Source organism: Fictibacillus macauensis ZFHKF-1, from assembly GCF_000269865.1.
Lineage (GTDB): Bacteria > Bacillota > Bacilli > Bacillales > Fictibacillaceae > Fictibacillus_C > Fictibacillus_C macauensis.
Genome location: NZ_AKKV01000022.1, coordinates 92,528 through 116,941, shown reverse-complemented (window position 1 = coordinate 116,941; position 24,414 = coordinate 92,528). Strand labels below are relative to the sequence as shown.

General features: G+C 40.6%; 24 protein-coding genes. 11 read left to right on the top strand and 13 right to left on the bottom strand.

Annotated features, from left to right (window positions below; all coding sequences use genetic code 11):
- Positions 1-160: 160 nt before the first annotated feature.
- The gene (locus tag A374_RS06605; protein WP_007201425.1) at positions 161-1,189 is read left to right on the top strand and encodes a PD-(D/E)XK nuclease family protein; all 1,029 of its coding nucleotides are present in this window, start codon (positions 161-163) and stop codon (positions 1,187-1,189) included.
- Positions 1,190-1,493: 304 nt separating this feature from the next.
- Here A374_RS06605 and A374_RS06600 read toward each other — a convergent pair whose 3' ends face one another.
- Positions 1,494-4,358: an Ig-like domain-containing domain gene (locus A374_RS06600; protein WP_007201424.1), complete on the bottom strand. Its 2,865-nt coding sequence runs from the start codon at positions 4,356-4,358 to the stop codon at positions 1,494-1,496.
- Positions 4,359-4,823: 465 nt separating this feature from the next.
- Complete coding sequence (locus tag A374_RS06595; protein ID WP_007201423.1) at positions 4,824-6,563, bottom strand: methyl-accepting chemotaxis protein; 1,740 nt, start codon at positions 6,561-6,563, stop codon at positions 4,824-4,826.
- A gap of 138 nt (positions 6,564-6,701) precedes the next feature.
- On the opposite strand from A374_RS06595, the gene A374_RS06590 reads away from it, so the two are divergent.
- On the top strand, positions 6,702-7,343 hold the full coding sequence (locus tag A374_RS06590; protein ID WP_007201422.1) for a L,D-transpeptidase family protein: 642 nt from the start codon (positions 6,702-6,704) through the stop codon (positions 7,341-7,343).
- Positions 7,344-7,492: 149 nt separating this feature from the next.
- On the opposite strand, the gene A374_RS06585 is transcribed toward A374_RS06590, so the two are convergent.
- On the bottom strand, positions 7,493-7,693 hold the full coding sequence (locus A374_RS06585) for a hypothetical protein (RefSeq protein ID WP_007201421.1): 201 nt from the start codon (positions 7,691-7,693) through the stop codon (positions 7,493-7,495).
- 163 nt (positions 7,694-7,856) lie between these two features.
- On the opposite strand from A374_RS06585, the gene A374_RS06580 reads away from it, so the two are divergent.
- The 3 genes from A374_RS06580 to A374_RS06570 all read left to right on the top strand — a co-directional run bounded on the left by A374_RS06580 (position 7,857) and on the right by A374_RS06570 (position 11,319).
- Positions 7,857-8,957, top strand: coding sequence for a metallophosphoesterase (locus A374_RS06580; RefSeq protein ID WP_007201420.1), 1,101 nt, complete (start codon positions 7,857-7,859; stop codon positions 8,955-8,957).
- Between the two features lie 201 nt (positions 8,958-9,158).
- Entirely contained in the window at positions 9,159-9,650 is a 492-nt protein-coding gene (locus A374_RS06575; protein ID WP_007201419.1) for a zinc ribbon domain-containing protein, read from the top strand.
- 13 nt (positions 9,651-9,663) lie between these two features.
- On the top strand, positions 9,664-11,319 hold the full coding sequence (locus A374_RS06570) for a zinc ribbon domain-containing protein (protein WP_007201418.1): 1,656 nt from the start codon (positions 9,664-9,666) through the stop codon (positions 11,317-11,319).
- Positions 11,320-11,367: 48 nt separating this feature from the next.
- Here A374_RS06570 and A374_RS06565 read toward each other — a convergent pair whose 3' ends face one another.
- Both A374_RS06565 and A374_RS06560 read right to left on the bottom strand, forming a co-directional pair.
- Entirely contained in the window at positions 11,368-11,886 is a 519-nt protein-coding gene (locus A374_RS06565; protein WP_007201417.1) for a GrpB family protein, read from the bottom strand.
- Positions 11,883-12,380 (bottom strand): VanZ family protein, encoded by a 498-nt coding sequence (locus tag A374_RS06560; protein WP_007201416.1) that lies wholly within the window; start codon positions 12,378-12,380, stop codon positions 11,883-11,885. The genes A374_RS06565 and A374_RS06560 overlap by 4 nt, the downstream gene beginning before the upstream one ends.
- An 82-nt stretch (positions 12,381-12,462) precedes the next feature.
- Between A374_RS06560 and A374_RS06555 the strand changes: the two genes are divergently transcribed.
- A complete protein-coding gene (locus tag A374_RS06555; RefSeq protein ID WP_007201415.1) occupies positions 12,463-13,668 on the top strand; it encodes a phospholipase D-like domain-containing protein in 1,206 nt (401 codons plus the stop codon).
- Between the two features lie 47 nt (positions 13,669-13,715).
- Here A374_RS06555 and A374_RS06550 read toward each other — a convergent pair whose 3' ends face one another.
- Positions 13,716-13,970, bottom strand: a complete 255-nt coding sequence (locus tag A374_RS06550; RefSeq protein ID WP_007201414.1) for a hypothetical protein — start codon at positions 13,968-13,970, stop codon at positions 13,716-13,718.
- Positions 13,971-14,045: 75 nt separating this feature from the next.
- On the opposite strand from A374_RS06550, the gene A374_RS06545 reads away from it, so the two are divergent.
- Positions 14,046-14,582: a DUF402 domain-containing protein gene (locus A374_RS06545; protein WP_007201413.1), complete on the top strand. Its 537-nt coding sequence runs from the start codon at positions 14,046-14,048 to the stop codon at positions 14,580-14,582.
- Between the two features lie 27 nt (positions 14,583-14,609).
- Here A374_RS06545 and A374_RS06540 read toward each other — a convergent pair whose 3' ends face one another.
- Together A374_RS06540 and A374_RS06535 are read right to left on the bottom strand one after the other, a co-directional pair.
- On the bottom strand, positions 14,610-15,407 hold the full coding sequence (locus tag A374_RS06540) for a Tle-like phospholipase domain-containing protein (RefSeq protein WP_007201412.1): 798 nt from the start codon (positions 15,405-15,407) through the stop codon (positions 14,610-14,612).
- 153 nt (positions 15,408-15,560) lie between these two features.
- Complete coding sequence (locus tag A374_RS06535; RefSeq protein WP_007201411.1) at positions 15,561-16,088, bottom strand: hypothetical protein; 528 nt, start codon at positions 16,086-16,088, stop codon at positions 15,561-15,563.
- Positions 16,089-16,364: 276 nt separating this feature from the next.
- On the opposite strand from A374_RS06535, the gene A374_RS06530 reads away from it, so the two are divergent.
- From A374_RS06530 to A374_RS06520, 3 genes are read left to right on the top strand one after another with little or no spacing between them, the layout of a single operon-like run.
- Positions 16,365-17,090, top strand: coding sequence for an ABC transporter ATP-binding protein (locus A374_RS06530; protein ID WP_007201410.1), 726 nt, complete (start codon positions 16,365-16,367; stop codon positions 17,088-17,090).
- Positions 17,083-18,729, top strand: coding sequence for a putative ABC transporter permease subunit (locus A374_RS06525; RefSeq protein ID WP_007201409.1), 1,647 nt, complete (start codon positions 17,083-17,085; stop codon positions 18,727-18,729). Before A374_RS06530 ends, A374_RS06525 begins: the two co-directional genes overlap by 8 nt.
- 32 nt (positions 18,730-18,761) lie before the next feature.
- A complete protein-coding gene (locus A374_RS06520; protein WP_007201408.1) occupies positions 18,762-18,986 on the top strand; it encodes a hypothetical protein in 225 nt (74 codons plus the stop codon).
- Positions 18,987-19,049: 63 nt separating this feature from the next.
- Here A374_RS06520 and A374_RS06515 read toward each other — a convergent pair whose 3' ends face one another.
- Both A374_RS06515 and A374_RS06510 read right to left on the bottom strand, forming a co-directional pair.
- Complete coding sequence (locus tag A374_RS06515) at positions 19,050-20,120, bottom strand: suppressor of fused domain protein (protein ID WP_007201407.1); 1,071 nt, start codon at positions 20,118-20,120, stop codon at positions 19,050-19,052.
- A 14-nt stretch (positions 20,121-20,134) separates the two neighbouring features.
- Positions 20,135-21,160 (bottom strand): suppressor of fused domain protein, encoded by a 1,026-nt coding sequence (locus A374_RS06510; protein WP_007201406.1) that lies wholly within the window; start codon positions 21,158-21,160, stop codon positions 20,135-20,137.
- A 221-nt stretch (positions 21,161-21,381) separates the two neighbouring features.
- Here A374_RS06510 and A374_RS06505 point away from each other — a divergent pair, with 221 nt between their 5' ends.
- Positions 21,382-21,969: an ATP-binding cassette domain-containing protein gene (locus A374_RS06505; RefSeq protein WP_007201405.1), complete on the top strand. Its 588-nt coding sequence runs from the start codon at positions 21,382-21,384 to the stop codon at positions 21,967-21,969.
- A 28-nt stretch (positions 21,970-21,997) separates the two neighbouring features.
- Here A374_RS06505 and A374_RS06500 read toward each other — a convergent pair whose 3' ends face one another.
- Genes A374_RS06500 through A374_RS19900 form a run of 3 tightly spaced genes read right to left on the bottom strand, consistent with a single transcriptional unit; the run spans position 21,998 to position 24,366 of the window.
- Positions 21,998-23,434 carry a sensor histidine kinase gene (locus A374_RS06500; protein ID WP_040340404.1) on the bottom strand — a complete coding sequence of 479 codons (1,437 nt, stop codon included), beginning with the start codon at positions 23,432-23,434 and terminating at the stop codon, positions 21,998-22,000.
- 4 nt (positions 23,435-23,438) lie between these two features.
- Positions 23,439-24,149, bottom strand: a complete 711-nt coding sequence (locus tag A374_RS06495; RefSeq protein ID WP_040340385.1) for a response regulator transcription factor — start codon at positions 24,147-24,149, stop codon at positions 23,439-23,441.
- Positions 24,150-24,198: 49 nt separating this feature from the next.
- Positions 24,199-24,366, bottom strand: coding sequence for a YxeA family protein (locus A374_RS19900; RefSeq protein WP_238535162.1), 168 nt, complete (start codon positions 24,364-24,366; stop codon positions 24,199-24,201).
- Between the last annotated feature and the right edge of the window lie 48 nt (positions 24,367-24,414).

The following is a 24,414-nucleotide window of genomic DNA, read 5'->3' as shown; positions in this document are numbered from 1 at the left end:
CTTTAAATAATCTCTGCCGATACTTTATATGGCGCTCTATTCTGTGAGTTAGGAGGAAAGAAACGAAGCAAAAGTAAAAGATAGCGTTCCGCTAAGCATGTAGAAGGAGCAAAAGATTTTTTATGCAGCAGCTTCAAAACTTTCAGAAAGGAATGTAGTTATGGCTAGTATTTTCAGCAGACTTCTGCAGCTATACAAAGTAAAAAACAAGACTGGAAAAACTCCCCTTGAGGATTTTATTACAGAGGTATTGGCAGGTATCTTACAAAGCAATCAACAATTACTCGATTCCTTTGTCAATGATGTCTTACATATCGAGGGCAGCAACTTTAAGGTTGAATCACAAGTTCCCTTCACACTTGAATGTGATAAAAATTGTATCATTGATCTCGTTTTTGAAAACGAGACGACCATATGCTTTTTAGAAAACAAGGTGGCTAGCGATGAAGGAGAACGGCAGTTAGAACGCTATGCTGCTGTACTGATTAAACTAGCCAAACTCAAGTTTAAAGACACTCATCTTCGGTACTGCACAAAAAGATACGATCCTAAGACAGTATCATCTTGTTCATTTAAACAATTTCGTTGGCAACAAATTTATGAATTTTTATACAAACAAGAAGAGACAGAAGTAATTAATAATTTTCTACAACTATTAAGGAGTGAAAAAATGGCAGGCATAAAAGATTTTCAAATCGAGGATGTACTTGTTATGAAAGGCTTACAAGCTGTGATGAGTAAGATGGATGAAATGTTAGAATTAGTGTTACCAGACTTCACCAAAAATTTCGGTGTACCTCATCAGCGTGGATATGGGCATTTAAAGCAACTCCCTCTTCATAATCAATATTGTATGTTGACTACAAACTATAACGAAAGTTTCATTGAAGTAAAAGTTGGATTTGAAATGGAAAGTGTAACAGATCATCCTTCCCCTATTCTTTTTGTTCAAGTTCACTGTGACAAGGACATTAACTTTGCCCAAAAAATGAAAAGTCACTCGGAAGGAGAAGATACCAAATTTGATTTCTATCAAATAGAAAATGAAGAAGTCTATGCATGGTTTGAAGAAACTTTACTAAACTTCTTAGCATCTAGTCGTCAGAAAGAAGAGATTATTGAATGGTTTGCAAGGAAAATGGGTGTTACCAAAAGGATTATAGATCAGGTATATGATAAAATTCATTGATAATCCTGCGAAAAATTTTAGAAGCTACTTTCTCTTATGTGTTCTTTCTATACTAAAATGGATTTAGATCCATTTAACCGCTCCTCTTTCTATATACTCATATATAATTTGTTTTATATGTACTAATACGAGTACAATGTAGTAATTCACTTTCATGTCGTGTGTGCAAAGTTGTTCATGTCCTTCAAGGTTTTGCACCATGCTTGAAGCTTTTTAGAAACAAGGTATATCTAGGGATATTTAATACATTAAAAAGATGACTTCGGTTACGTTCCGAAGCCATCTACTTACTAATAGAATTAAATTATTTACTTAATACAATACCGACTGCTTGATCATTACCGGCAACATCTAAGATATCAGAAACTGTAGGAGTCGTTGTCTTTAATTTAGCAACCATTGAAGCATCAGAGACTTTAAGGATTAACTTATTACCTTCAACTTTAGGATTCACAAAGTCTACTTTAGCTCCTTTACTATCAAAAAGTTGTAACTCATCCTCAATACCATTGCCTTTACCCTCAGCTTTTTCTTTTAGCTTAATTGCCTCTGAGTAAGTAATGGTAAGCTCCGTTAGATCTGTTGCTACAAAAGATTTAGCTTCTGGAGCAGTATTATCAATAATATCAACCAGACTTGTAAATGGATTACTTACTTTGTTATCCAAAGTTTGCACTCCTGTTACACGGAAAACAGCTTTAGCATCACTATTTTTTACAAATCCTTTAGGAAGATGAATTTCGACCTTCTTTTGATCTGTAACACCTTCATTTTTGACAAATTTAATTTCAGAATCAGATGGCAGAGCCACTCCATTCACTAAATAAGAAGCAGGATTTAGGGCCGAACCTGTACCAGTAGCTTTTACTTTAGCATCGAAATCCACAGTAATAACATTATTAGTTGCTTTTGCGTCCTTAATTGTAAATGTCGTATCAACTGGTTTACCAGGCTTAGTTACATCAACCATAAATGAATACTTAGCACTCTTGTTCTTAGAAAGAGATGTATCGGTTACAAATCCTTCAGCTAGATCAAAACTATACTTATCAGATGCTAATCCTGAAGCAAGAGTAAAGACCACTTTCTTTTTATCTGTAGAATTCAATTCAACATTAGACGCAACTTTAGACAGTGATAAAATTTCACCCTTAGAATCTACTACATACACCTTATCTGTAGTTACTGTAGTAACCTCTTCGTTGAACGTTACTACAAATGATTTTACTTCACCATCTCTAGCTACTGTTTCAACTTTATTTACGGTTGGAGCTGTTACATCTTTATTAAGAGTAACTGTTTTAGTAATATCAGTAGCATTCTTATTTCCAATGGCATCTTCTAATGCATCTTTTGCTACTGTCAGGTTTACAGTCTCCGTGTTACCATTTTTATAAAGATAACTGCTATTTAATGTAACAATATACTCTTTAGGGTTTTCAGTATTTGTTACATCGCTAACAATATTTGCAGTAAATGTTCCAACTTTAGCAGACAAAGTGAGTGGAGTCTTTAATGCTTTATCTACAGTTACTTTAAATTTATTTTCCCCAACTGGTTCTACATTCGTAATAGATGGCGCAACATTATCTACAGCAATCATTAATGAAGCTGTTTGGATGTCCTTCATATTACCTGTTTCATCAGCTGCGTTCACAACTGTTACATCATATTTTTTACTTGCATCGAGATCACCAACTGTAATTGTAGCTGTATTTCCATCAATTGAAGGAGAATAGTTGTCATTCCCGATTTTCACCGTATCAATTGACTTCACATCTTCATCAAAAGTTAATGTAATCGTTTTAACTTTATCAGATACAGATTTTACTGTTGCTTTAACTGATTTTAGTTCCGGAGCTGCTGTATCATTAACAGATACCTTTTGATTTACTGGATTGACATACTGTCCACTCATAGCCTTTACCATTTCAAATGGTACTTTTACAGTGTAGTCCCCTTTGAAATGATTCTTCGCTTTAAACGTTAGAGTTTTTCCATCTGCACTTAATTCTTGAGATACTGTGCCTGGACTTGCTGCATCACTATTTGGAACAAGTGTGATAACATCACCAGTTTCATTTTTTAGCGTTTTTGCATCAAGTGCCTTGCTAAATGTTACAGTAATAGTCTTCCCATTGACTGCGCTTACTTTCTCAACCTTAGGTGCAGACAACTCTTCTTTTTTATCAGCAATCATCTTCTCAGCTTTAGCTACACGCTCCATAAGCACTTTTTTAGCGTCTTCTGATTTTACAGCTTCGACTACTTTTTTAACAGCTACTACTAGTTCTTCCGCTGCTTTTACAGTTGCTTCGTCTTTAAGTTCTTTGACTGCTTTTTCAAGTTTCATAACTTCTTCAGATGCTTTTTTGAAGTCAGCTACTGCTTTTTCTGCTGTTGCGATACGTGTAGTAAGCTCTTCTTTTGCTTTTTTCGTATCAACTGCTTTTAAAGCTTCTTTCGCGTCTGTTGCTAGCTTTTCAGCTGTTGCTACTGAAGCGTCGTCTTTTAGTTCTTTCACTGCTTTTTCAAGTGCTTCTACAGCAGTTGTTGCTTTTTGAACGTCACTTGCTTCTGCTTTGTCTTCTTCTTTTTTGATCATGTCAGCAAGGTCTTTTGCTGCTTTTTTAGCAGGTGTTGCGAACATTGCTGTCATTTGAGCACGTGTGCCTTCGCCGTAGATGCTTCCTTTTACAACGAATTTTTCAAATGCTTTTAGTGATGTAGCAAGTGCTGCTGCATCTTTTTTAGCTGTTACAAGATCGAATTTTTTCATATCGTCTTGTGCTTTTTTCGTTGCTGTGCTTAGTGTTGCCGCATGATCAAGTGCCATGTTGAAACGCTCAGCATAACCGATCATAGAAGCTACTGATTTTAAGCGTGTTTCAAGGCCTGTTTTCACTTTGCCTTTAGCTAGTTTCTTAACTTCTTTCATCGCTTTGTCTGCTGCTGCAGTCGCTGCTTTTACGCTAATTTTCTTTGTTGTTAATTTTTTTGCATTATATAAGTTTTGAAGTTTGATTGCCTCGCCCTCAGCTACTTTTACTGCCTTTGATGCTGAAGTAGTTGTTACAGCCGCCGCTTGAGATGCAGGTGCTGCAGAAACGAATGCGCTTGCAGCTACCGTAGATGCTGCGACAATTTTCAATGCTTTTTTCTTATCCATTTGTAAATCCCCTTCCTCTATTGTAAAAAAGTTTAAATCGAACAGCGGTCTGACATGGACATACACACTATGTATTAAAATCCCGTATCCCGATGAGCGATTCTGTACAGAGTCAATTAGTCGTAAATTACTAAGACTTTATATTCATATATCACCAAAAATTAGGCAACTCTGTAATACATTTCATATGATAGGACAATATTCTTAAAAAATCCAGTCTTTTTTTCACATTATTTTTCAAATAATAGGTAAAAATAACAATAATGTTAGTAAAAGCTAGTTTTAAATAGTTTCAAAGTCCTATCTTTTTTCAACCTTCTTCCTATATATCGGTTGCTTTTTCCATTTATTAATAGCTCGTTTATATTTTTTTAATATTTTTTTAAAATAGAACCATAAAAAGACAACATTTTCTTGAAATAAAAGGAATTTAACTAATCTAAAAGACTCACAATTTATTTCTTTCTATGTAAACCTACCTACCTCTGCTTCTAACGCATAGGCTGTCTTCTCTAAGTGTCGAACCGTTTCGCCGATAGCTTTCATAGCGGTAAATTGTTCGGTGGTGTCGTCTGACATGGCACTCGTATGATGGGCTGCGCGCTTAGCAACTTCTGTGAGCTCGGCGACGATGGCGGTTACTTCTTCAGCGCCAGCAGATAGTTGTTGACTCGTAGCGGAAAGTTCTTGGACTTGAGAGGATACGTTGGCCATTTCTTCTGTAATGGCTACGAAGTGCGTCGCACTTTGCTGCATATCGCTCATGCCTTGGGTGACTTCTGTAGAAACGGTTGCCATTGCTTCGCTGGCGGCAATCGTTTCTTGTTGCATCGTTGTGATTAAGGTGCTTATTTCGGCAACAAATGATTTGGATTGCTCAGCAAGTTGTTGTACTTCGCTAGCGACAACGGCAAAACCGCGTCCATGCTCTCCTGCGCGCGCCGCTTCGATCGTCGCATTGAGCGATAAGACATGCGTTTGCTCTGAGAGATTCGTAATCATTTGCAAAATCGTATGAATGCGTGGTGCATGTTCATTTAAGACGCTCATGCATTGCTCGGATGTTTGCACGGCTGATGTAATGGCACGAAGCTGAGCTGTCGTTTTTTCGATACTAGTCGTTCCTTGTGTGGCTCGTTCTGTCGTTTTTGTTGCATAAGTTGCTACTTGTCCAGCTGTATCTGCTACATACATAATGGCTTTCGCATTCTCTGTCATCGCTGCCGTGCTTTGCTCGGCTGATAAAAGTTGGTGATCGGAGCCTGTTGCAAGTTCGTTAATGCCGGTTAATAAGTGGGTGGCGCGCGTAGCGGTCGCTTCCATCGTAGTTGAAAGGGTAGCGGCCGTTTGATTTAACATATCGGACGTTGTTGCAATGGAATGCACCATGTTACCGAGGGTCGTAACCATTGCCTTAAATGCTTGATACAGCTGACCAATTTCATCCTTAGATGTCACATTTAACGTTTGTAATTGCGCTTCTGCCTGCCTAATATGTCCTTTTTTCACTTCATGTGCAATCGTTGTCATTTGCTTTAGCGGTTTCATCCGAAATCGTAAATAAAGAAGCAGACTTAGTACACAAACAAACATCGTTCCGATGATGATGATGATCGCTAGTGGAATGGTTGACATCGTGACCGTCTCCATCGTTTTTCGTACGTCTTTTGCTGGTAAATCCACGCCGACCATGCCAATTACTTTGCCATCTGCTCCTTTAATGGGCGCTACGGTCGTAACATAGTCACCGTATTTCTCATCGCTTAGAATGCCAGAGCTTGGCGTTTCCCCTTTTTTTGCCCCGGCCGCTAAATATGTATTGTCATTTAATGTGGTCGGTGCATCACCAATATGTGAGGCGATGGAAGATGACTTCGGTAAACCATCAATCATAATTTTGGCTACATGTTGTTCATTAACTTGAACCGTATACACATAAAGCGCGCCAATTTCTTGACGAATGTGATCTAGTTGCTTGCGAATTCGCCAATAATAAGGCGTTTCACTCGGTGTTTGTATAAATTGTTTGTACTCCTCCGTACTAAGTGTCGTTGCGATGCGCCGGGCATGCCCGCTATTCACTTCCTGCATTGTTTCCAGGCTCGCTTTTTTCACAGCATAATATTGAAATCCAATCCCAACTGCCGCTAATATGAGCAGCGTACCTGTTATGTACAGCAAAACTCTACCTACTAATGATTTCATTACATAATCCCCCCACCTCATTTATCGGAAAAACGAAAAAAATGTGAAGGTTTTCCATTTATCACCTCATAAGTTTGTACTTTGCTCATACGCTTTCTATAAGAAGATTGCTACTAAAAAAAAAGGGAGTTTTCTGAAATGAACGGCTTTCATAATCGGCTCCTTCACGACGCGTATCAACAAAAAGGCTGTGAGCAGCTCGTTATTGTGCAAACACCTCTCGCCTCTTCCATTGGTGCTGTGCTCTTTCTTTACGCTTATGAAAAGGGAAAATGGAAACGCGAGGATACGATGCGCGGTGTGATTGGGAAAAATGGTATTACGACGTGTAAGGAAGAGGGAGATGGCAAAACACCTGCTGGCTTCTATGCAGTGACCGAGACGTTCGGAACAGAGGAAGCACCCGAAGACATAAAGCTTCCTTATCGGCAAACAACGCTTCATGACTATTGGATCGATGATGTCACGTCTCCTGATTACAATACATGGGTCACGTTCGAAGGAAATCCAAATACACGCTGGCGCTCCTTCGAAAAGCTGTATTTAGAGCCGCAGTATACGTATGGCGCGGTTATTCATTACAATGTTGCACCTGTCGTTCAAGGAGCAGGCAGTGCCATCTTTTTTCACGTCTGGTCTGGTCCACACGATCCGACGGCTGGTTGCATTGCCGTTTGTGAGCGCGATGCGAAGAAGGTGTTGCAGTGGCTTGATCCTGAGAAGAACCCCGCTTTCTTGCTAGGAACGAAGCATTACTTACGAAAAGAATGGCAGTTTTAGAGAAATAGCGATTGCTTTATGGGTAAGAGCAATCGCTATTTCTATTGTCGCTTGCGCTTCCTAGGAAACTAGTGATCTTTTTAGTTCCAGCTCCCCCCTATTAACAAAAAAAAGAGCTACCGGGGCACTCCCAGCAACTCTTCTCCTTCTTATTTAAAAATATCAAATGAAACGGTGCCACTTTTAATCGTTAAGCTTTTTAGCTTTTGTTGATCGGGACTTGCTTTCATTTCCCCCATAAAACGCTCGTAAGCCTCCTGAACGGTCGACACCGTGTAAACGGCACGCTGTCGCTTTTGTTCGGTGGCGGCCTCCACCAAATACAGTTCAAACGTATCTTTATTCAGCACTCTCCACCTCCACTACACGTATACCAATTAAAGTTCGGCAGATGGAAACAATGTCCTTCTTTTACACTAAGAAAAATTACAGACAAAAGAACGACGAAAGTCATGCAGAAAGGGTATAGTAGAAGTAGCACTGATACTAACGGATGGAGGAATTTCTTAGCGCATGAAACGTTACAGTCGTTTTGTCTTTATTCTTGTTATTTACAATCTCTTGCTTCTCTACATCGGGTATAACGGCTGGATTTGGAGTACGCAATGGTGGCCATCGCTATCACCTTTTTTGTATAGCGTTGTGTTTTTAATCTTCGCCTATGCCTATTTACTTGGTGGGCGTAACGGTCCGATGCTTTTAAAAATACTAGGTTCTTATTGGTTCGCGTTTTTGGAATATAGTTTACTTGTGTTACCGGTTGCCAATATCATAGGTGGCATCGCGCTCCTTTACTATGACAAACACGCGGTCATTCTTTGGACAGGCATCGCTGCGCTGCTTGCGTTTCTTGTTATTTTCATCGTCGGTACGCGCAACGCTTATTCGCCGGTCGTTCGCCGTTATGATGTTAGGATTCCGAAGTCAGGTGGCAAGCAGTCAAAGCTTACGATGGCGGTGGCCTCTGATATGCATTTCGGCTTATTGTCGGGGCGCGCACATGCCGGGCGCCTTGTGTCTCTTTTGCAACGAGAACAGCCTGATCTCATCTTATATCCTGGCGATATTATTGATGACACTACGAAGCATTTTGTCCGTAAAGATATGCATACGTTACTTGCCCAGGCCACTGCGCCACTTGGGGTATATGGCATACTAGGCAACCATGAATATTATGGTGGCGAAATAGACGCCTATACGCAACTAATGGAAGAAATCGGCATTCCTATTTTACGTGATGAAGTCCGCCTCATCGATGATTCCTTCTATATTATTGGACGCAACGATTATACGGATAAAAAAAGGCAGTCGATCGAAGCTTTAGTATCCTCTTTAGATCATGGTAAGCCGCTCATTTTACTCGATCATCAGCCTCATGCGTTAGAAGAGGCAATGAAAAATGGCATTGATCTTTCCTTATCAGGCCATACGCATCGCGGGCAAATGGCACCGAATCAGCTTGTGACGCGCAGAATGTTCGAGCTAGATTGGGGCTATAAGCAAAAACAACAACTGCATGCCTTCGTCTCCTCAGGCTTCGGGTTTTGGGGACCGCCTATTCGTATTGGAAGTCGCTCTGAACTGCTTGTGATTACCGTTACGTTTATATCATAAAGCCACTTTCTTACTACAGTGGCTTTTTTTTAATAGAAAAAAATCCATCGAATGGACTACTTCCTTTCACAGCAAAATATAACAAATTTCGGTATTTTTTTGCTGAGCAAATTGATATACTTAATTCGTTAAATGTTTTTATACATAATAGGAATATCGTACCATATTGGACGTTTTTCTATGACAAAGGAGTGAATGGGTATGTCAGATTTACAGTCAAAAGTTGGGGACGGTCTGACGAAGATTCAAGGGAGTCTTCAAACAGGGAAGCAAAAGCTACAAACCGCTCAAGAAATGGGGCAGCTTCGTAAAAGAAGTAGTGAGGCGGCAGCGAAACGGATGGAAAGCATCGTTGCTCTTGGAGAAGAAGTGTATAACTTGATGCGTAAAGGCGAAATTCTGCTACCAACGCTGACGGGACACGTAGAAGGGATTCAAGCACACGATCGTGTCATCTATGAAGTCAATCAAACGTTGGCAGCCATGAATGCAAAGCCTGCCGATACGTCCAAATGTCAATGTGGGGCACCATTACAACCGACTGATAAGTTCTGTGGTAGCTGTGGGCAAAAAGTACAGATTCCAGATGCAACAACAGAACAAGCCTTTACGTTGCAATGTCCAACGTGTACAGAAATGATTCCATCCGGCTCTGCTTATTGCGGATGCTGCGGTCATAAAATCCAAGTGTAAGGAGGTGTTTTTTGTGTATTGTAATAGCTGCGGGCAGAAAAACGAGCCCGGCATGAACTATTGTAGACACGATGGTGCGGCACTTCAGCCTACCGCAAAAGACTCACTCGGGACGTTTGTCGCAAGCGATTCGAAATTCTGCCCATCGTGTGGTCATGAGAATAAGCAACACTTGAATTACTGCTCTTCGTGTGCAGCAAGTCTTTATAAACCTGTATTAGATCGCAAATTAAGTGTTGTTAAACATACCGAACGCACGCCGCGTGAGCATTCTGGCAAGCTTCCGGTCATTGGTACGCTACTCGAAACGGTGACGAGCTGGAAAAAGCTAAAGTATATTTTGATTTCAGCAGCTTCAGCGATCGTCATTATGTTCCTGCTTTCGTTTATTGTAAATGGCGTGATGGGACAAGTTCTTGATAATCTTAGTCAGGATCCTAAATTTGCAGATCTGAATGCGAAAAAAAGTATTGAAAAATTAAGCCAACAGTTCGGTGATACAGTTGATACATCAGATCTTCCTGAACGTTTATTAGGATTAACGGATTGGATTATGGCGGAGCATTTTACGAGTTTAAACTATTCATATAGCATTGATACGAGCAAAGCAGGAATCTCAAAATTGTTTGATATTAACATCTATGCGGATGCAGGTCTTTTGTTATTTCTTTTCATTCCATTCCTCGCATTAGTCGTTGGCGGCTATCTTTACGCTCGCTTTAATCGTAATGATACGCTCGGTCAGCGCTTTGCCGCTTCCGTTGTCATCGGTTTGATTTATGGAATTACCGTGTTCATTACAAGTTTCTTCACAGGCTATTCGTTAACGTTCTCATTTAGTAAAGTAACCATGAAGGTGGAGATGCTTTACTCCCATTGGACAGCCTTTTCTCATGCGTTCGTAATGGGGATTTTCCTTAGCTTTATCGGAATGTTGCTTGGCTTCGGCTTAACGCGTATTACGAAGCATCTTGTTTCGCGTATGCCATTTGGTATTGCGATTCACCAAGCAAGTGCCACATTGGTTCGCGGAACATTAATTATGATTCCGATGACGATCTTGCTAGTCGTACTATCAAGAGTGTTCTCAGATTCATCTTCTAGTTCAGATGGTGGCCCAACGGATGGATCTTCTATTATCATAGTGGTTTTCTCCATGGTCGTTCTACTTATTCAATGTGCGTTTTATTATTGGAATCTAGAAAACTTATCTAGTTTTTCGCTAACGTTTCATATGGGGAAAAAATCAGAAGAAAGCTCGCTTTCTTTGTTCACAGGAATCACCAATTTCAACGGTGACTCTGGGTTCGCTAGTACGAATAACAGTGATGTGGTCTTATACATCTTTATGTACGCTGGCATTCTCATTCCAATTGGCTTATTTTTATACGCCGGTTGGAAGCTCTATCAATCGAAACACAATTTCTATCTCACATTAGCGATTTATAGTGTAACGTATGCTGTACTCATGACGATTTTCGCTTCAATTACACGCATTACCGCTACGTTAGATGGCAGTATGATCTCTATGTTAAAAGTTTCTGATGAATCACCTGAAATGTCATTAGGCTTCTCGCTATGGAGTACCTTCTTCCTTAGCTTACTTTTCTCAGCCGTTGTGACGTTCTTAGGCGCACTCCTTGCAAAGAAAAGACGAAAAGCCATTTAATACGAAATGAAAAACGGACGAGCGTGCATGTGCACCTCGTCCGTTTTCTTATGATTGCTGCTGATACCAACGCAATGCTATCTGTTCTGTTGTTTTGATCCAGTCATCCTTGCCATCCATGTACTGTTCGATATCATGCGGAAATTGCGCCGCTAGCTGCTGTTTCAGTTCTGCATACGTTCTTGCTTCTTCTTGATGACTTCGTAAATAATCTCGAAAGGCAAGATGCCGAGCAATGTCCTCATGCCCCGCTTCATACACATGCACGTGATGCGTGCGCTCATCGCCACCTTTGCGAAAAAAACGGCGCCCAGGAAGACCAAGTTCACCTCGCCCTTCATAACCGATCGCTGCCATCTGTGTCGTGTATTGGTCCACTTCTGTTATATCGTGAACGACCGGTAAGAGATCAATGATGGGTTTTGCCGCCATCGCTGGAATGGACGTGCTACCGATATGGTGAACGTCGACTAACAGCGAACCAAACACCGCTTCTAGCCGCGCTTTTTCTTGCTGAAAAGCCTGTAGCCACTCTTCGTTATACGGTACAACATGTACGTGCCTCATCGTCTTCTCCTCCTTTTTCGTCGCCAGCTTGTAAAAGCAAGGGCGAGTAGTAAACCTACAAGTCCACCAAAAGAATCGAGCATCACGTCTTCTGCATGCATCGAGCGTCCTGGCGTAAAGTGCTGATGAAGTTCATCAGAAGCTGCATAGGCAATCGTTACCACCCATGCAAAGAAAAAACGCCATCCAAGTCGCTTACAATGTGGCGCTAAGGCACGATAAAGTAAGATGGCTAGCAGAAAATACACAGAAAAATGACTTAGCTTGCGAATGAAAAATTCAATAAATCCCGGTGCCCCTAAGCGCTCAATGCTGACCTCACTGCCTGCATACGTAAAATGCACCCAGGAAAACAACGCTGTAATGATGTCTTCTGGTAAAAAAGTCGACAATCGTGGCCGCAAATCTTGTTCTTTGTACGGCGTCGCTGAAGAGTAAAAAATACCGCCTGCGACAAGCAACACCGGCAGCCAGTTATACAGGAAACGCTTCATGTCTTCACCTATCTTTCTACCGATATTGTAGCATTAATGCACAATATTGGGTCAAACTAAATAGAAAGAAGGAGGCGTACACATGGTGCTGTGGATTGTAGGAATCATCGGAATACTTCTGTTGCTTTGCTTATGGTGGCTGTTCGTTTCTTATCAGCAAGGCTATCGTCTCCATTTGCAGCACCAACATTGGTATCGCTATCCGAAACGTACGGGAACACTTCAGCTATTTAACGATGGCTATGAGCTATATGAACGGCTGTTTCATGATTTAAAAGAGGCAACCGCAACGATTGAAGTACAATTTTTTAGCGCCTGTACTGATCGTATTTGCATGGAATTTTATGAGCTGATCAAGGGAAAAGCAGCAGAGGGTGTTGCCGTGCGTCTTCTGCTCGACTGGTATGGCGCTAAAAAAGTAACAGCTGCTGTTGTTGCCGATTTACAAGCACACGGCGTGCTAGTTGCTTTTTCTAACAGACCCACATGGCCGTATGTATTATTTACAGCGCTCACAAGAAATCACCGGAAAATTACGGTCATTGATGGTGTCATCGGCTATGTTGGTGGCTTTAACCTTGGCGAAGAGTGCCTCGGGCATAGCCCAAAGCTCGGCTATTGGCGCGATTATCATTTGCGAATAACCGGTCAAGCAGTTAATGATTTACGCCATCGTTTTTACCGCGATTGGCAGAGCCATCATCCTGACAAAACAATCTTTACGCCTGTTGCTCCTGCATTAAGTGCTGGCTATGCCATGAGACTAGAAAGTACGAACGGCGCTCATCTTCACGATGCCTTTGCCTCCCTCATCCGCCAAGCTCAAAAGGAATTAGTGATCTGCTCACCATACTTTATTCCAGGTAAAGAGCTAACAGACTCACTTAAAGCTGCGCTAGCTCGTGGCGTGAGGGTATCGCTGCTACTTCCTATGAAAGCGGACTATCAACTCGTTCAAGATGCGTCCTTTCGCTACTTAAAAGAACTGCTACCAGCCGGGCTAAACGTATACCGCTTCTACGAAGGCTTTTGTCACGGCAAAGTAATAATCGTCGACGATACTATTTGTGATATTGGTTCTGGTAACTTCAATAAGCGTAGCTTTTATTTAAATGACGAGATGAACTGCTTTATTACGACACCTAGCTTTATTCGAAAGGTGAAAGCGACCATTGAAGAAGATCTCCATCGCTCTGAACCGTTTACGCTTCAAGATTTGAAACAACGCCCGCTTATGGGCCGCATTTTTCGCGAGCCACTTGCACGGATGATTGAGAAGTTCCTCTAAGACAAAAAAACCGCCTACATCCCTAGAGGGCATGAAGCGGCAGTTTGTTAGGCATTCTTTACTTTTTCAACAAATTGTTTAGCCTGCAGAAGATTCATGCCCACTTCTAGGCGCAAAAATTTAATGGTCTCAATTTCTGTAGAATAGGAGAGGCGATGACGAACCGCTTCTTGCAATTCTAATCCTGCGGTTGATTCTTGTAGCAGTTTCCAATTCTGTTGCTCTAATTTTTTTGTTTTTTGTAGCAGTAAGAACACATAAAGAATCAGTACGACCATGATCACAAGCGATATAGCCTGCATAGCGGTCACCTCCTAAAAAAAGTATACCATGTTTCTTACTGGATAATGGTAATATGAAGGAAAGGAGAGATTTCCATGCTGCAACGAAAATACAGTGACCGCCGAAACTGGGCTCGACTTCTCAAACGAACATACACGCAACACACCTTGCAATCTAGTAACTTCACAGGGCACCTCTCTTTTCTTTACATTGAAAAAGTGAGTGAACCTGCCTATCGTACATACGACTCCATTTCTCATTGTATTGCTAGCAATCAGTATACGTGGCTGCAACATTTTCCGTCTCACCAGCATTATACGATGACGACAATGTTTAATGAAAAGGGTGAGGTTGTGCAGCATTACATTGATATTGCCCGTGCTCATGGGATGACGTCTGATCATCGTCTCTATTGGGATGACTTGTATTTAGATCTTGTCTTATTGCCTGATGGCTCTTGCTTTCTGCTCGATGAAGACGAGCTAGAAGAAGCGCGTACTCAAGGGTTACGCTTTGAGGATGTTTCGCTCGCTCGTGAAACGGCTTCCTCTCTTATCGCGGCCATTGAGCGTCGTGACTTTCTACTCCCGTCGCTGGCCCACGAACATTACACCTATCTAAAAAAACTCTGAAGATGTCGTCTCCAGAGTTTTTTGTCCTTATCGAATGTATGCGTAGAAGTTTTTCACGCCATGTTTATAGCCTTTGTAAACGACACGTTCGCCGATCAAGTGGCCCCAGTTGCTTACGAGGTCGTATTTAATATCTTGATTGGTTACGTAGTTTTCGTATTTAAAAACGTGCGTATCGCGCAAGCTCTTTAAGTAATCTTTTTGAAAGCCAGGCGCGTTAAAAACAACCGTTTTAAACCCTTTCTCTGCTCCTACTCGCGCACCAAGATAACCACCAAGAGAATGGCCCGTAGCAAATACATGGTCTTTATTCACACCTTCTGGTAATTCGCTTACGAGCAATTTAGCGAAGCCTGTTTGTGAGATTTCATAGTTTTTCGTTGCGAGCAGAAGATCTGTTATGTAATCGAATCCACCGTTTGTTCCGCGATACGTTAGCACATATTGATCTGTTTTCACATTTTTGAAAATAACGCCGTAAAAGCCAATGTCCCATTTGTCCATTGTTTTGTACACTTTCCAGTCGTTTAACTGCGCTTTCGTAATCACATCTTCTACAGATACGTTCTGGCTTTTCAGTTCGTCCTTAAATTCTTTTGTTATTTTTGCATAAGGTTGCTTCGTACTACTTAAAAATTCTCCTACCGATAATGTCGTTTGGGCACTTGCTGCTTCCATATCATAATAAGAAAGGCTACTAAACGTTAACATTTGTAGATTTGACGGCTGTGGTTGCGCTTCCTCTGCATGGCTCGTTATGGAAAAAGCCGATAGAATGAAAGCGAATACAACGAAAAACACACTAACTTTTTTCAAAGCATTCATACAGTAATGATCCCCCTTTAAAATAATATTTTCATAATACTATTACTATATCAAAAAGTTTCTTTTACGCAACATTTTTTGTGTAAATTTTTTTATAATTTAAAAAAATAGCAGCATACAGAGAATGAAACACCCTGCATGCTGCCATCTTTTCTATAAATTCTCATCATCTAGACGAATTTCAGTAATGCGCTCTCCCTCTTCACAACGAAATTCAATCGTACGTCCACTATCACGATCAATGTAGCCGATTGAAGTGAGTCCGGATTCTTTCCCTTTATAATAACGATCACCATAGCGCTGAATTACCTGTTGTAACGTATCTCCGAGCTTTATGCCTTTTTTTGTCTGTAAGGCATTGCCATACGGATCTCCTTCTGAACCTGTAATAATGATTCGCATAATGTCGCCCTTATGTTTCCCCTCTGTTACACTTGCTGTTTCTAATCCATTTTTCCAATCAAAATAATCATAGTTCTCATTGCTAATTTGTTCGATCGGTTTACCGAACCGCTTCACAAATGAATGACTATGTATGTTGTCATGAAGCGTCACGCCATCTGTTGCTTCATGCGACAAATCCGTTGAACGAGTAAACGTTTTTGAATAGGGTAAGTAATAGATAAAGCCCCCAACTGCAACGATTATAATAAGTAAAACAATCAACCACTTTTTGCTCATTTCCCCACCTGCTTATTTTTATTGTAGAATAATTTAAAGATTACCATAAATCAATCTCTTCTGGAAAATATCTTAAATACGATTGCATGATTTTCCATCTAAAGTCCCTAGTTGCTTCTTAAAACTTTTCATCCTTAACTAATCCTTTAAAACAAGGATGGTACCTTAAAAAATGATAAAATTAATGGATTTTTAATTGTATTATCCGTAAAAATCTTATAACATCTCTAAGTACTAGGCAAACTACACGTACCGTACGAAAGAAAGGAAACTTCAATGATAACATTTTCTCATGTCACAAAAAGTTATAATGGCAAAAGAAAAGCTGTTGATGATTTGCATTTAACTGTCAATGGTGGTGAAGTGTTTGGCTTTCTCGGTCCGAACGGTGCAGGGAAAACAACAACTATTAAAATGTTAACTGGCATTACCGATATAGATGAAGGTTCTATTGAAATTAACGGTTACAATATCACCTCTGATTCGATGAAAGCGAAACGAAGCTTCGGGTACGTACCCGATAGCCCTGATATGTTTCTTCGCTTAAAAGGCTTAGAATATCTAAACTTTATGGGCGATATTTACAAAGTGCCTAAGAGCCTACGTCAAGAACGAATCTCGTCGCTCGCTTCTGCCTTTGATTTAGAAAGCGCGCTTGGTGATCACATTCAAAGTTATTCGCACGGTATGCGCCAAAAAGTGATGGTCATGGGGGCACTCCTCCATGATCCCGATGTTTGGATTCTTGATGAACCATTGACCGGACTTGATCCAAAAGCGGCATTTGAGCTTAAAAAAATGATGCGCGACCATGCCAACAAAGGAAAAACAGTCTTCTTCTCTACACATGGATTAGATGTTGTTGAAAAGCTTTGTGATCGCGTCGCTATTATTAATAAAGGGCAAATCGTGTTAACCGGTACGATGGACGAAATTAAAGGCAATTTCCATCAAGATGATTCGCTTGAAAAACTCTTCTTGGAGATTACAAAAAATGAGTAACACATGGCTGTTAACCAAACTTTTTTTGAAAAACGGCACAAGTGAGGGCTCCGGCAAAAAAGCGAACAGAAGATCACGTCTCACTGCCATGTTTTTTCTCATTACCATTGGTGGGTTACCACTTCTTTACTTTATTAGTAAAGGTGTTTATACAACGTATCCTTTTCTAAAAGCAATGGGACAAGAAGGACTTTTGACGTTATCCATCTTATCCATTATGACGTTGGTTACCCTCGTCTTTGGGATTTTAACGGTGATCATGTATTTTTACTTTTCTTCAGATGTTGAAATCTTATTACCACTACCCATTTTGCCGCGGCAAATTGTCGCAGCCAAACTTATAACGGTCATCATCATGCAATATGCCGTCGAAGCATTGATTCTTTTGCCTGTATTAATAAATTATGGTGTGGCTGCTCACCTTGGTAGTAGTTATTATGTAACGGTTCTCATCCTCTTTATTCTTTTACCGATGGTTCCGCTCGTTATTTCTTTACTGGTGACGATGCTACTCATGCGTTTTATTAACATTGGAAAGAACAAAGAAAGAATTCGCTTGATCGTTGGAATTTTCGGCTTAGCTTCAGCTTATCTCATGAAAAATCTGTTTGATTATTTGCCAGGCGCTTCGTACTTATCAAACAGTGGCTTGGCGTTGCAATCCTCTCTGTTCGCAAAGCTTTCTTCTTTTATCGTTTCCTTGCGATTTGGAGATGCTGCGTTACAAGAGGCAGGCACACTAAAAGGGTGGCTTTATCTATTCCTTTTCGTAGCAATCTCGATTGCCTTTGCCGTTCTCGCTTTCTTTGTTGCCGATCGGTTGTACTTTAAAGGCTTACTCGGGTTACAAAACACAGGGGCGACGAGAAAAACGTTAAATAAAAATGAACTAACTTCAACGCTTCAGCAGCGTTCGATTATTCGCTCTTATTTCGTAAAGGACATGCGCATCCTTTTGCGCACCACGCCTTTTTTACTCTATGGGGTCGGACGAAGCTTACTCGTTCCAGCCATTGCTGTTGGTTCAGTGATTATGAACTATGGTCTGATTATGGAGGGTAATGAATTTTCCCTACAAGACGTTCCGCTCGCGTACCAAAGTTTACTTCTAAGTGCTTTTGTATTTGCTGTCATCTTTATGGGAACGGTAAATACGATGGGGACTACGCCATTGACGCGCGAAGGAAAAAACGCCATGTTTATGAAATACATTCCCGTTAGTTATACGAAGCAACTATTTGCAAAAGTACTACCAACGGTGCTTTTTAATAGTTTGAATATACTCGCTGTCACAATCATAGCATGGCTGTTTAAAATGCCACTCCTGCTCATGATAGAAGGCATCATTTTATGTAGTTTAGTTATTATTTTCAGTAGTTTAACGGGGTTGATTCTCGATCTTCATTCTCCGTCTCTTGATTGGGATAATGAATATACCGCTGTCCGGCCTGGTTTAAAAATATTAACCAATTTAGCGCTTTCCTTACTTTCAGGTTCCTTCATGTTACTTTTCCTAAAAGTAACGGTCATGCCGCTGACTGCCTTTGTTAGTATATTCATCGTCTATCTCGTATTGATCGTACTGCTATTACTTTATCTTAAGGTGAATGCTCAAAAACTGATGCACCGTCTTATGTAATAAATAAAAAAATTGAAAAGAGGAACAAACACATGTTAGGATTAATTCTTTTACTCGTAGGTATTGCAGTCATTCTTATTGTTCTTGCCAAATTAACAACTAAAAAATTCGAATACAAATGTCCAAAATGCGGAGAGACATTCTCCTTATCGACTGTTCAAGAGCTTTTTACATTTGAAATTATGGGCTTCTCTCCTGTTCGTTGCCCAAAATGCAAACGTTGGAGCGTATCGCCAATCCGCGTAAAACAAAAATAAGCACATAAAAAAGAAGGTTCTTGATCTTTGATCAACAGAACCTTCTTTTTTCTATTCTACTGCTTAACCGATCACTTCAACGACGTTTCCGCTGGAATCTCGCAAGTGGGTGGGAGCGATGAGCATGGACATGCCTTTTGCGGATTGCAACGGATACGTGCCCGCTTTCGGCTTCCACAGCCCGACGAGTTCTTCTATATTCTCTTCTGTTAGCATAAGAATATAGCCCGCTTCAGTAGGTTTCACTTCAAACACGTGGCTTAGCGTAAATACAATGACAAATCCCTTCGCAGCAAGGGTTAAACTTTCTCCTTTTAACAACCGTCCTTTTAATATAAGACCTAGCATTTTTGTTTGCTGCGCACCAATCGTTAAGGTATAACTGGCGCTACGAAAAAGTTTCTTGGAAAGAGTAAAGTCTAGTTGATCAACATAAAGAAAGCCTGTTGAAGAACCTTCTCGCTCCGCCCCTTCTGTTATCCTTCGATTAAAAGCTTCATTTTGCAAAAGTGAAGCACGACTTAAATCCGTCATACCATTCGGTAAAAGATTCATTTCCTGCGCTGTCTGCCAGACACCGCTCGTATTCCAGCATTGCATGGCTTCAAGTTCATCTTCTGTGATCCCTATTACTTGCAGGAACATTACTTCTCCATGTGCTGTAGAGATGGTTTGCAATTGTTCATCTTCTGTGAAGGATAGCGCTTTCAATTCAGTATCAGCGCCTTCACAAATGGGCCCATTAGCATTCATATAATCACCATTTCTAAATACATTGCCCGTTGACATCACATAGCGAGCAAGATTTTGTAGCAAGCTTATCACCCACATAGGTGGCTCTGTTTCGCCTGTTTCTTTTTTTAAACGAAACGTTAATTCAAATCCATAACCACTGAGTTCCTTATTTTCCGATTCTTTTTCATACAATTCCGTCAGCCCATATGATACATAATGCCAATGCGGAATAGGCTCATCGTTTTCATAGACACTGACCCCATCAAGTGGATGATCCCCACCTAGGCGATACGAAATAAGCGAGCCGTAATGCTTTGGTTTTTGATCGCCATAAACCTTCTGAAGTTGGGCATCAATCGCATCCCAACCGATTGCTTTTTCTTCTGTTACATCACTCATCTTTACACCTCTCCTTATACAATTTCCACCGTCATACCTTGCACCGTTATTAATTTATATGTACCTGCTTTTGGTTGAAAAATTGCTACTAACTCTAAGATCGTTTCATTCGAAAGCATGAGCACTTCTCCTTCAAGTTGACGGTCGTCGATCTCAAAACCTTCCTCTTTTTGACTCGGTAAAAACATAAGTTTCCTTTGTCCCGAATCCAGCGCTAAGTTTCTGTTTTTCGTTAAACGTCCCTTAAAAAGACGGCCTAGTTGCGCTGCTTGATTTACTGGAATTCTCAAGTAATATTTCATGCGTCCAAAGAATGATTTCTTTAGTGTGAAGGACATATTCTCAACAAAGAGATAACCTGTTGACGAGCCATCGCGCTCCGTTCCTAGCGCTACTGCCGATGTGAAGGCTTCATTTTGCAAAAAAGAGGCTCTGTCTAGGTCCGTCATGCCTTTTTGAAGCAGATTCATCTCTCGGGCGATGTCAAGAACGGCTAGCGTATCGTAAGCCTGCATCGCTTCCATCTCGTCAGCTGTAATGCCCGTAAGTTGAAGAAAAGTAGTCACGCCGTGTTCGGTTTGAACTCGACCGAGATCAGGATCCTCATTACAAACTAATCCAACTAAATTGCTATCTAATGCATCAAAAGTCGCATCAATATCACTTATCCACGTACCATGCTTCAAAGGGCGGCCCAATACTAACACGTATTCTGCAATACTATGAAAAACGGCTGGGACCCAATTCGGAGGCTCTGTTACGCCTGGGACCTTTTTTAAGCGAATGGTCAATTCGAAATGAATGGTGCTCTCTTTCTCGTTTGTAAGGTTGTGTTTAGAGAGTCCATAGGATACGTAATGCCAATGTGGCATTGGCTCATGACTTTCATACGCAGCCATCATTTCTAATGGATCACCAGGGTTAAAATAATAGGCTTTAGCGGGTTCACAATGGTTGGGCTGATGTTCTTTATAAAATGCTTCAACATGATGCTTCAGTCGTCCCACACTGGTCGATTCTTCGTTTCGTTTCGTATTCATTATCATCACCTCAATTATCTAAATTTTACCACTAGAAACATCTTCTTAGCGTGGGTCTTCTGTCTTGTTTTGTAATCTTAAGAAAACCTTAAGATTTCTCTTCACTATTCTTTAAGATTTACACGGTAAACTGTATATTGTAAGGTTTCTTCCACAAGAAATAAGGGAAAGGGTTTGTGAACCCATTCTTTTTACATATTGATTTAAAGGAGTGTTGGCCTTTGACTTCTCAAGAAAAAAGAGTGTTAAGAGAATTACCGCTAGTCCTTTGTCCGCAAGAGATTATTGGCGTCGTAGATCACAATGGTTCAGGAAAAACAATGATTTTACAATTGCTCGCGCGTTTAATGTACCCGAAGCAAGATGAAACGGTTTTTGCCGAAGTACAATGGGATGATGTTGGTTTTTTAATTGATAAGCCGCACTTCGTTGAACGTTTATCAGGCTTTGATAATATCGAATCAGCAGGCAGCACCGTTGAAGAAATTCAAGAGTTGATGGCGATGTTCGGGCTCGATCCACATTGTTGCCGTCCTGTGAAAACGTATACAAAAGATAAACTGCAACGTCTTGGCCTCGTGCAGGCGTTTATCGATCAGCCGAAGCTCCTCTTGCTTCATGAACCTATGGAAACGTTAACTGCGAATAGTCGTGAAGTGGTAAAGACTCTTTTGGAGCAAGCGCGTCACTACGGAACAAGCGCTGTCATTGTAAGCCACAATGTGAGCGATATTGCCGATGTCTGTGATCGTATTTATCATCTGAACGATCAAGACCCTGCCGTGACAATTTCCTATCATCATGCCTAAATAGGAAAAAACCCCGTAGCAATGAAAATTACTCCTTTCCATGCAGAGGGGTTTCATTCGTAAATTCAATGTCAATAATCGTTCCACGACCAACAATGCTTTCAATCGTTATATTGCCGCCGTGTGCTTTAATGGTATCATGTGCGATGGCCATCCCAAGACCAGATCCTTTATGGGTTTCGCCTGTATTTGTGCCGCGATAATAGCGATCAAATATGCGATCCAACTCTTCTTTCGGAATGCCTCGTCCATTGTCTTCAATCGTTATTTTCCCTGGAGACATTACTTTCACAACAATGGATACGTTCGCATCGTTGTGAACAACCGCATTATAAATTAAGTTATTCATCGCTCTTCGTAACAACGTCTCGTCTGCTTTAAAAGGAATAATATCCTCTTCCGTATAAAACGTAATATCTCGCTCTTCATAACGAGGATCATTTAACAAGTCAATGACAATATTTCGTAAAAACTTTACTAAATTAATCGGATTTCGTTCAAGCGGTAATCCTTGATTACGAAGTCGTGTCGTTAAGTGCAAATCCTCAAATACATCTTTCATATAGATTGCTTTGCTTTCAATGATTTGCGCATATTCCCGCATTTCTTCAACCGTAAATTCATAATTTGGGTCTTTCATCATTTCTGCATACCCTTGAACGGACGCAAGCGGCGTCTTAATATCGTGAGAAATATTCGCGATCCATTCCTCTTTCATCCGATCCAGTTGTTTTCGTTCGCGCTCAAGTGCTGTGAGCTCGTTTGATAAGTGGTTGACGTTATAATACACGTCTTTATAAAGACCTTTCGGTGGATAATGCACCTTGTAATCTTTATCTGCTAATCGTTTAATGCCCTCAATAATATGATTGATCGGACGCGTGAGCCGCTTAGCAAACGCATAACCAATGACGAGGGCGACAATGCTATCAATAATAACGAGGACAATGGTCATAACGCGAAACTTTTGAAAGAAGCGCTCTGTATTAAAGGTCGCCGTCCACCGTGCTAATTTCGGATTTTTAAAGCCGATAAAGTAACTATAATCCGTATCGCCAAACTTCTTGTCACTTACAAAGAGAATGGCGTTAATACCTTTTTCTTTATATTTATAGCGATTGATAATCTCAATCGGTCGATATTTCTTTTTCACCTTTTTGGGCAAATGATAGCCGTATACTTGCTGGCCGTTCTCATCTAATATTTGAATCCAGGCATGTTCCTTCGCTAACTCTTTTTTTCCTTTTTGCGTAATGTACACATGGCCTTCTTCCCCTTTTATATAGCGATAAAAGTTCCGCGTAAACATCTCTGCAGACCATTTATGCTTTTCCTTTATAGGTTGACCATGTGTTTGATTTTGCATAAGAAACACAGAAAAAACCGCAACGATATTTAATATAATAACGAGAACGACGACGATTACAATGGAGGTTAAAAATCGCCCCGTTAGCCGCCACTGCATTGATTTATTCATCTTTTACAACCAACTTATACCCTAAACCTTTTACCGTTAAAAGATATTGAGGTTTCGATGGATTGTTTTCAATTTTCTCGCGCAGACGGCGGATATGAACCATAATTGTATTATCATAGCCGTACATATCCTCGCCCCATACTGCTTCATATAAGCTTTCTTTACTAATCACTTTATTTTGATGTTTCATAAAATACGTCATCAAGCCCAGTTCTTTGCGATTTAACTCCACATGCTCTTTATTTCGATAAAATTGCAGTTCGGTTTCATTCAGTTCAAATGGGCCAACCTTGATCACAGCTTCTTTCTCATCTTCTTTCGTTACATAGCTTGCACGCCGCAGCTGTGCTTTTACACGATAAGCAACTTCTTTGGGGCTAAATGGCTTCGTAATATAATCATCGCCACCCATCGCAAACCCTAAGATCCGGTCAATTTCTTCTGATTTAGCAGATAAAAATAGGATTGGCACTGTTGAAATTGCTCGAATTTGTTTACAAACCTCGTACCCTTCACCATCGGGAAGCATGATGTCAAGCAAAACAAGGTCTGGCTGTTCTCGTTGAAAAGCAGTCCATGCCTCTTGGGCAGTTGCTGCCGTTATGACGTCTTTAATGCCTTCTTTTTTTAGGACCGTTTCAATTAGACGCAAAATATCCATCTCATCATCAACGACTAACACCTTTTTCGCAATCATGATCATTCCCCTTTTTTATAAAACACGTCTCGAGGGTAGTATGCCTCACTATCATTTATTTGACAAGACGTGCCTTTACTTTCTCTGGTAGCTCAGAAACCATCACTTCTTCGTATGATTTAACGTCATGGCTATTTTTGGCTACATACAATCTCAAATAGTGATCTTGCTTTAAGCGTTTTTCCGTATCAAAGCGCCTCGTACGCTTTCGTCTTAAATTCATAGCGCGTATAGTGTTCACCATCTGATGCCTTCATAATAAGCTCTTTAC

What these genes read in the sequence shown, in the direction of transcription:
- A374_RS06500 (WP_040340404.1), bottom strand. Translation starts at nt 23,434, where the DNA reads ATGCAGTGGCGGCTAACGGGGCGATTTTTAACCTCCATTGTAATCGTC.
- A374_RS06565 (WP_007201417.1), bottom strand. Translation starts at nt 11,886, where the DNA reads ATGAGGCACGTACATGTTGTACCGTATAACGAAGAGTGGCTACAGGCT.
- A374_RS06535 (WP_007201411.1), bottom strand. Translation starts at nt 16,088, where the DNA reads ATGAGCAAAAAGTGGTTGATTGTTTTACTTATTATAATCGTTGCAGTT.
- A374_RS06540 (WP_007201412.1), bottom strand. Translation starts at nt 15,407, where the DNA reads ATGAATGCTTTGAAAAAAGTTAGTGTGTTTTTCGTTGTATTCGCTTTC.
- A374_RS06530 (WP_007201410.1), top strand. Translation starts at nt 16,365, where the DNA reads ATGATAACATTTTCTCATGTCACAAAAAGTTATAATGGCAAAAGAAAA.
- A374_RS06575 (WP_007201419.1), top strand. Translation starts at nt 9,159, where the DNA reads ATGTCAGATTTACAGTCAAAAGTTGGGGACGGTCTGACGAAGATTCAA.
- A374_RS06590 (WP_007201422.1), top strand. Translation starts at nt 6,702, where the DNA reads ATGAACGGCTTTCATAATCGGCTCCTTCACGACGCGTATCAACAAAAA.
- A374_RS06520 (WP_007201408.1), top strand. Translation starts at nt 18,762, where the DNA reads ATGTTAGGATTAATTCTTTTACTCGTAGGTATTGCAGTCATTCTTATT.
- A374_RS06600 (WP_007201424.1), bottom strand. Translation starts at nt 4,358, where the DNA reads ATGGATAAGAAAAAAGCATTGAAAATTGTCGCAGCATCTACGGTAGCT.
- A374_RS06580 (WP_007201420.1), top strand. Translation starts at nt 7,857, where the DNA reads ATGAAACGTTACAGTCGTTTTGTCTTTATTCTTGTTATTTACAATCTC.
- A374_RS06605 (WP_007201425.1), top strand. Translation starts at nt 161, where the DNA reads ATGGCTAGTATTTTCAGCAGACTTCTGCAGCTATACAAAGTAAAAAAC.
- A374_RS06595 (WP_007201423.1), bottom strand. Translation starts at nt 6,563, where the DNA reads ATGAAATCATTAGTAGGTAGAGTTTTGCTGTACATAACAGGTACGCTG.
- A374_RS06515 (WP_007201407.1), bottom strand. Translation starts at nt 20,120, where the DNA reads ATGAGTGATGTAACAGAAGAAAAAGCAATCGGTTGGGATGCGATTGAT.
- A374_RS06555 (WP_007201415.1), top strand. Translation starts at nt 12,463, where the DNA reads ATGGTGCTGTGGATTGTAGGAATCATCGGAATACTTCTGTTGCTTTGC.
- A374_RS19900 (WP_238535162.1), bottom strand. Translation starts at nt 24,366, where the DNA reads ATGAATTTAAGACGAAAGCGTACGAGGCGCTTTGATACGGAAAAACGC.
- A374_RS06510 (WP_007201406.1), bottom strand. Translation starts at nt 21,160, where the DNA reads ATGAATACGAAACGAAACGAAGAATCGACCAGTGTGGGACGACTGAAG.
- A374_RS06525 (WP_007201409.1), top strand. Translation starts at nt 17,083, where the DNA reads ATGAGTAACACATGGCTGTTAACCAAACTTTTTTTGAAAAACGGCACA.
- A374_RS06550 (WP_007201414.1), bottom strand. Translation starts at nt 13,970, where the DNA reads ATGCAGGCTATATCGCTTGTGATCATGGTCGTACTGATTCTTTATGTG.
- A374_RS06545 (WP_007201413.1), top strand. Translation starts at nt 14,046, where the DNA reads ATGCTGCAACGAAAATACAGTGACCGCCGAAACTGGGCTCGACTTCTC.
- A374_RS06495 (WP_040340385.1), bottom strand. Translation starts at nt 24,149, where the DNA reads ATGATCATGATTGCGAAAAAGGTGTTAGTCGTTGATGATGAGATGGAT.
- A374_RS06560 (WP_007201416.1), bottom strand. Translation starts at nt 12,380, where the DNA reads ATGAAGCGTTTCCTGTATAACTGGCTGCCGGTGTTGCTTGTCGCAGGC.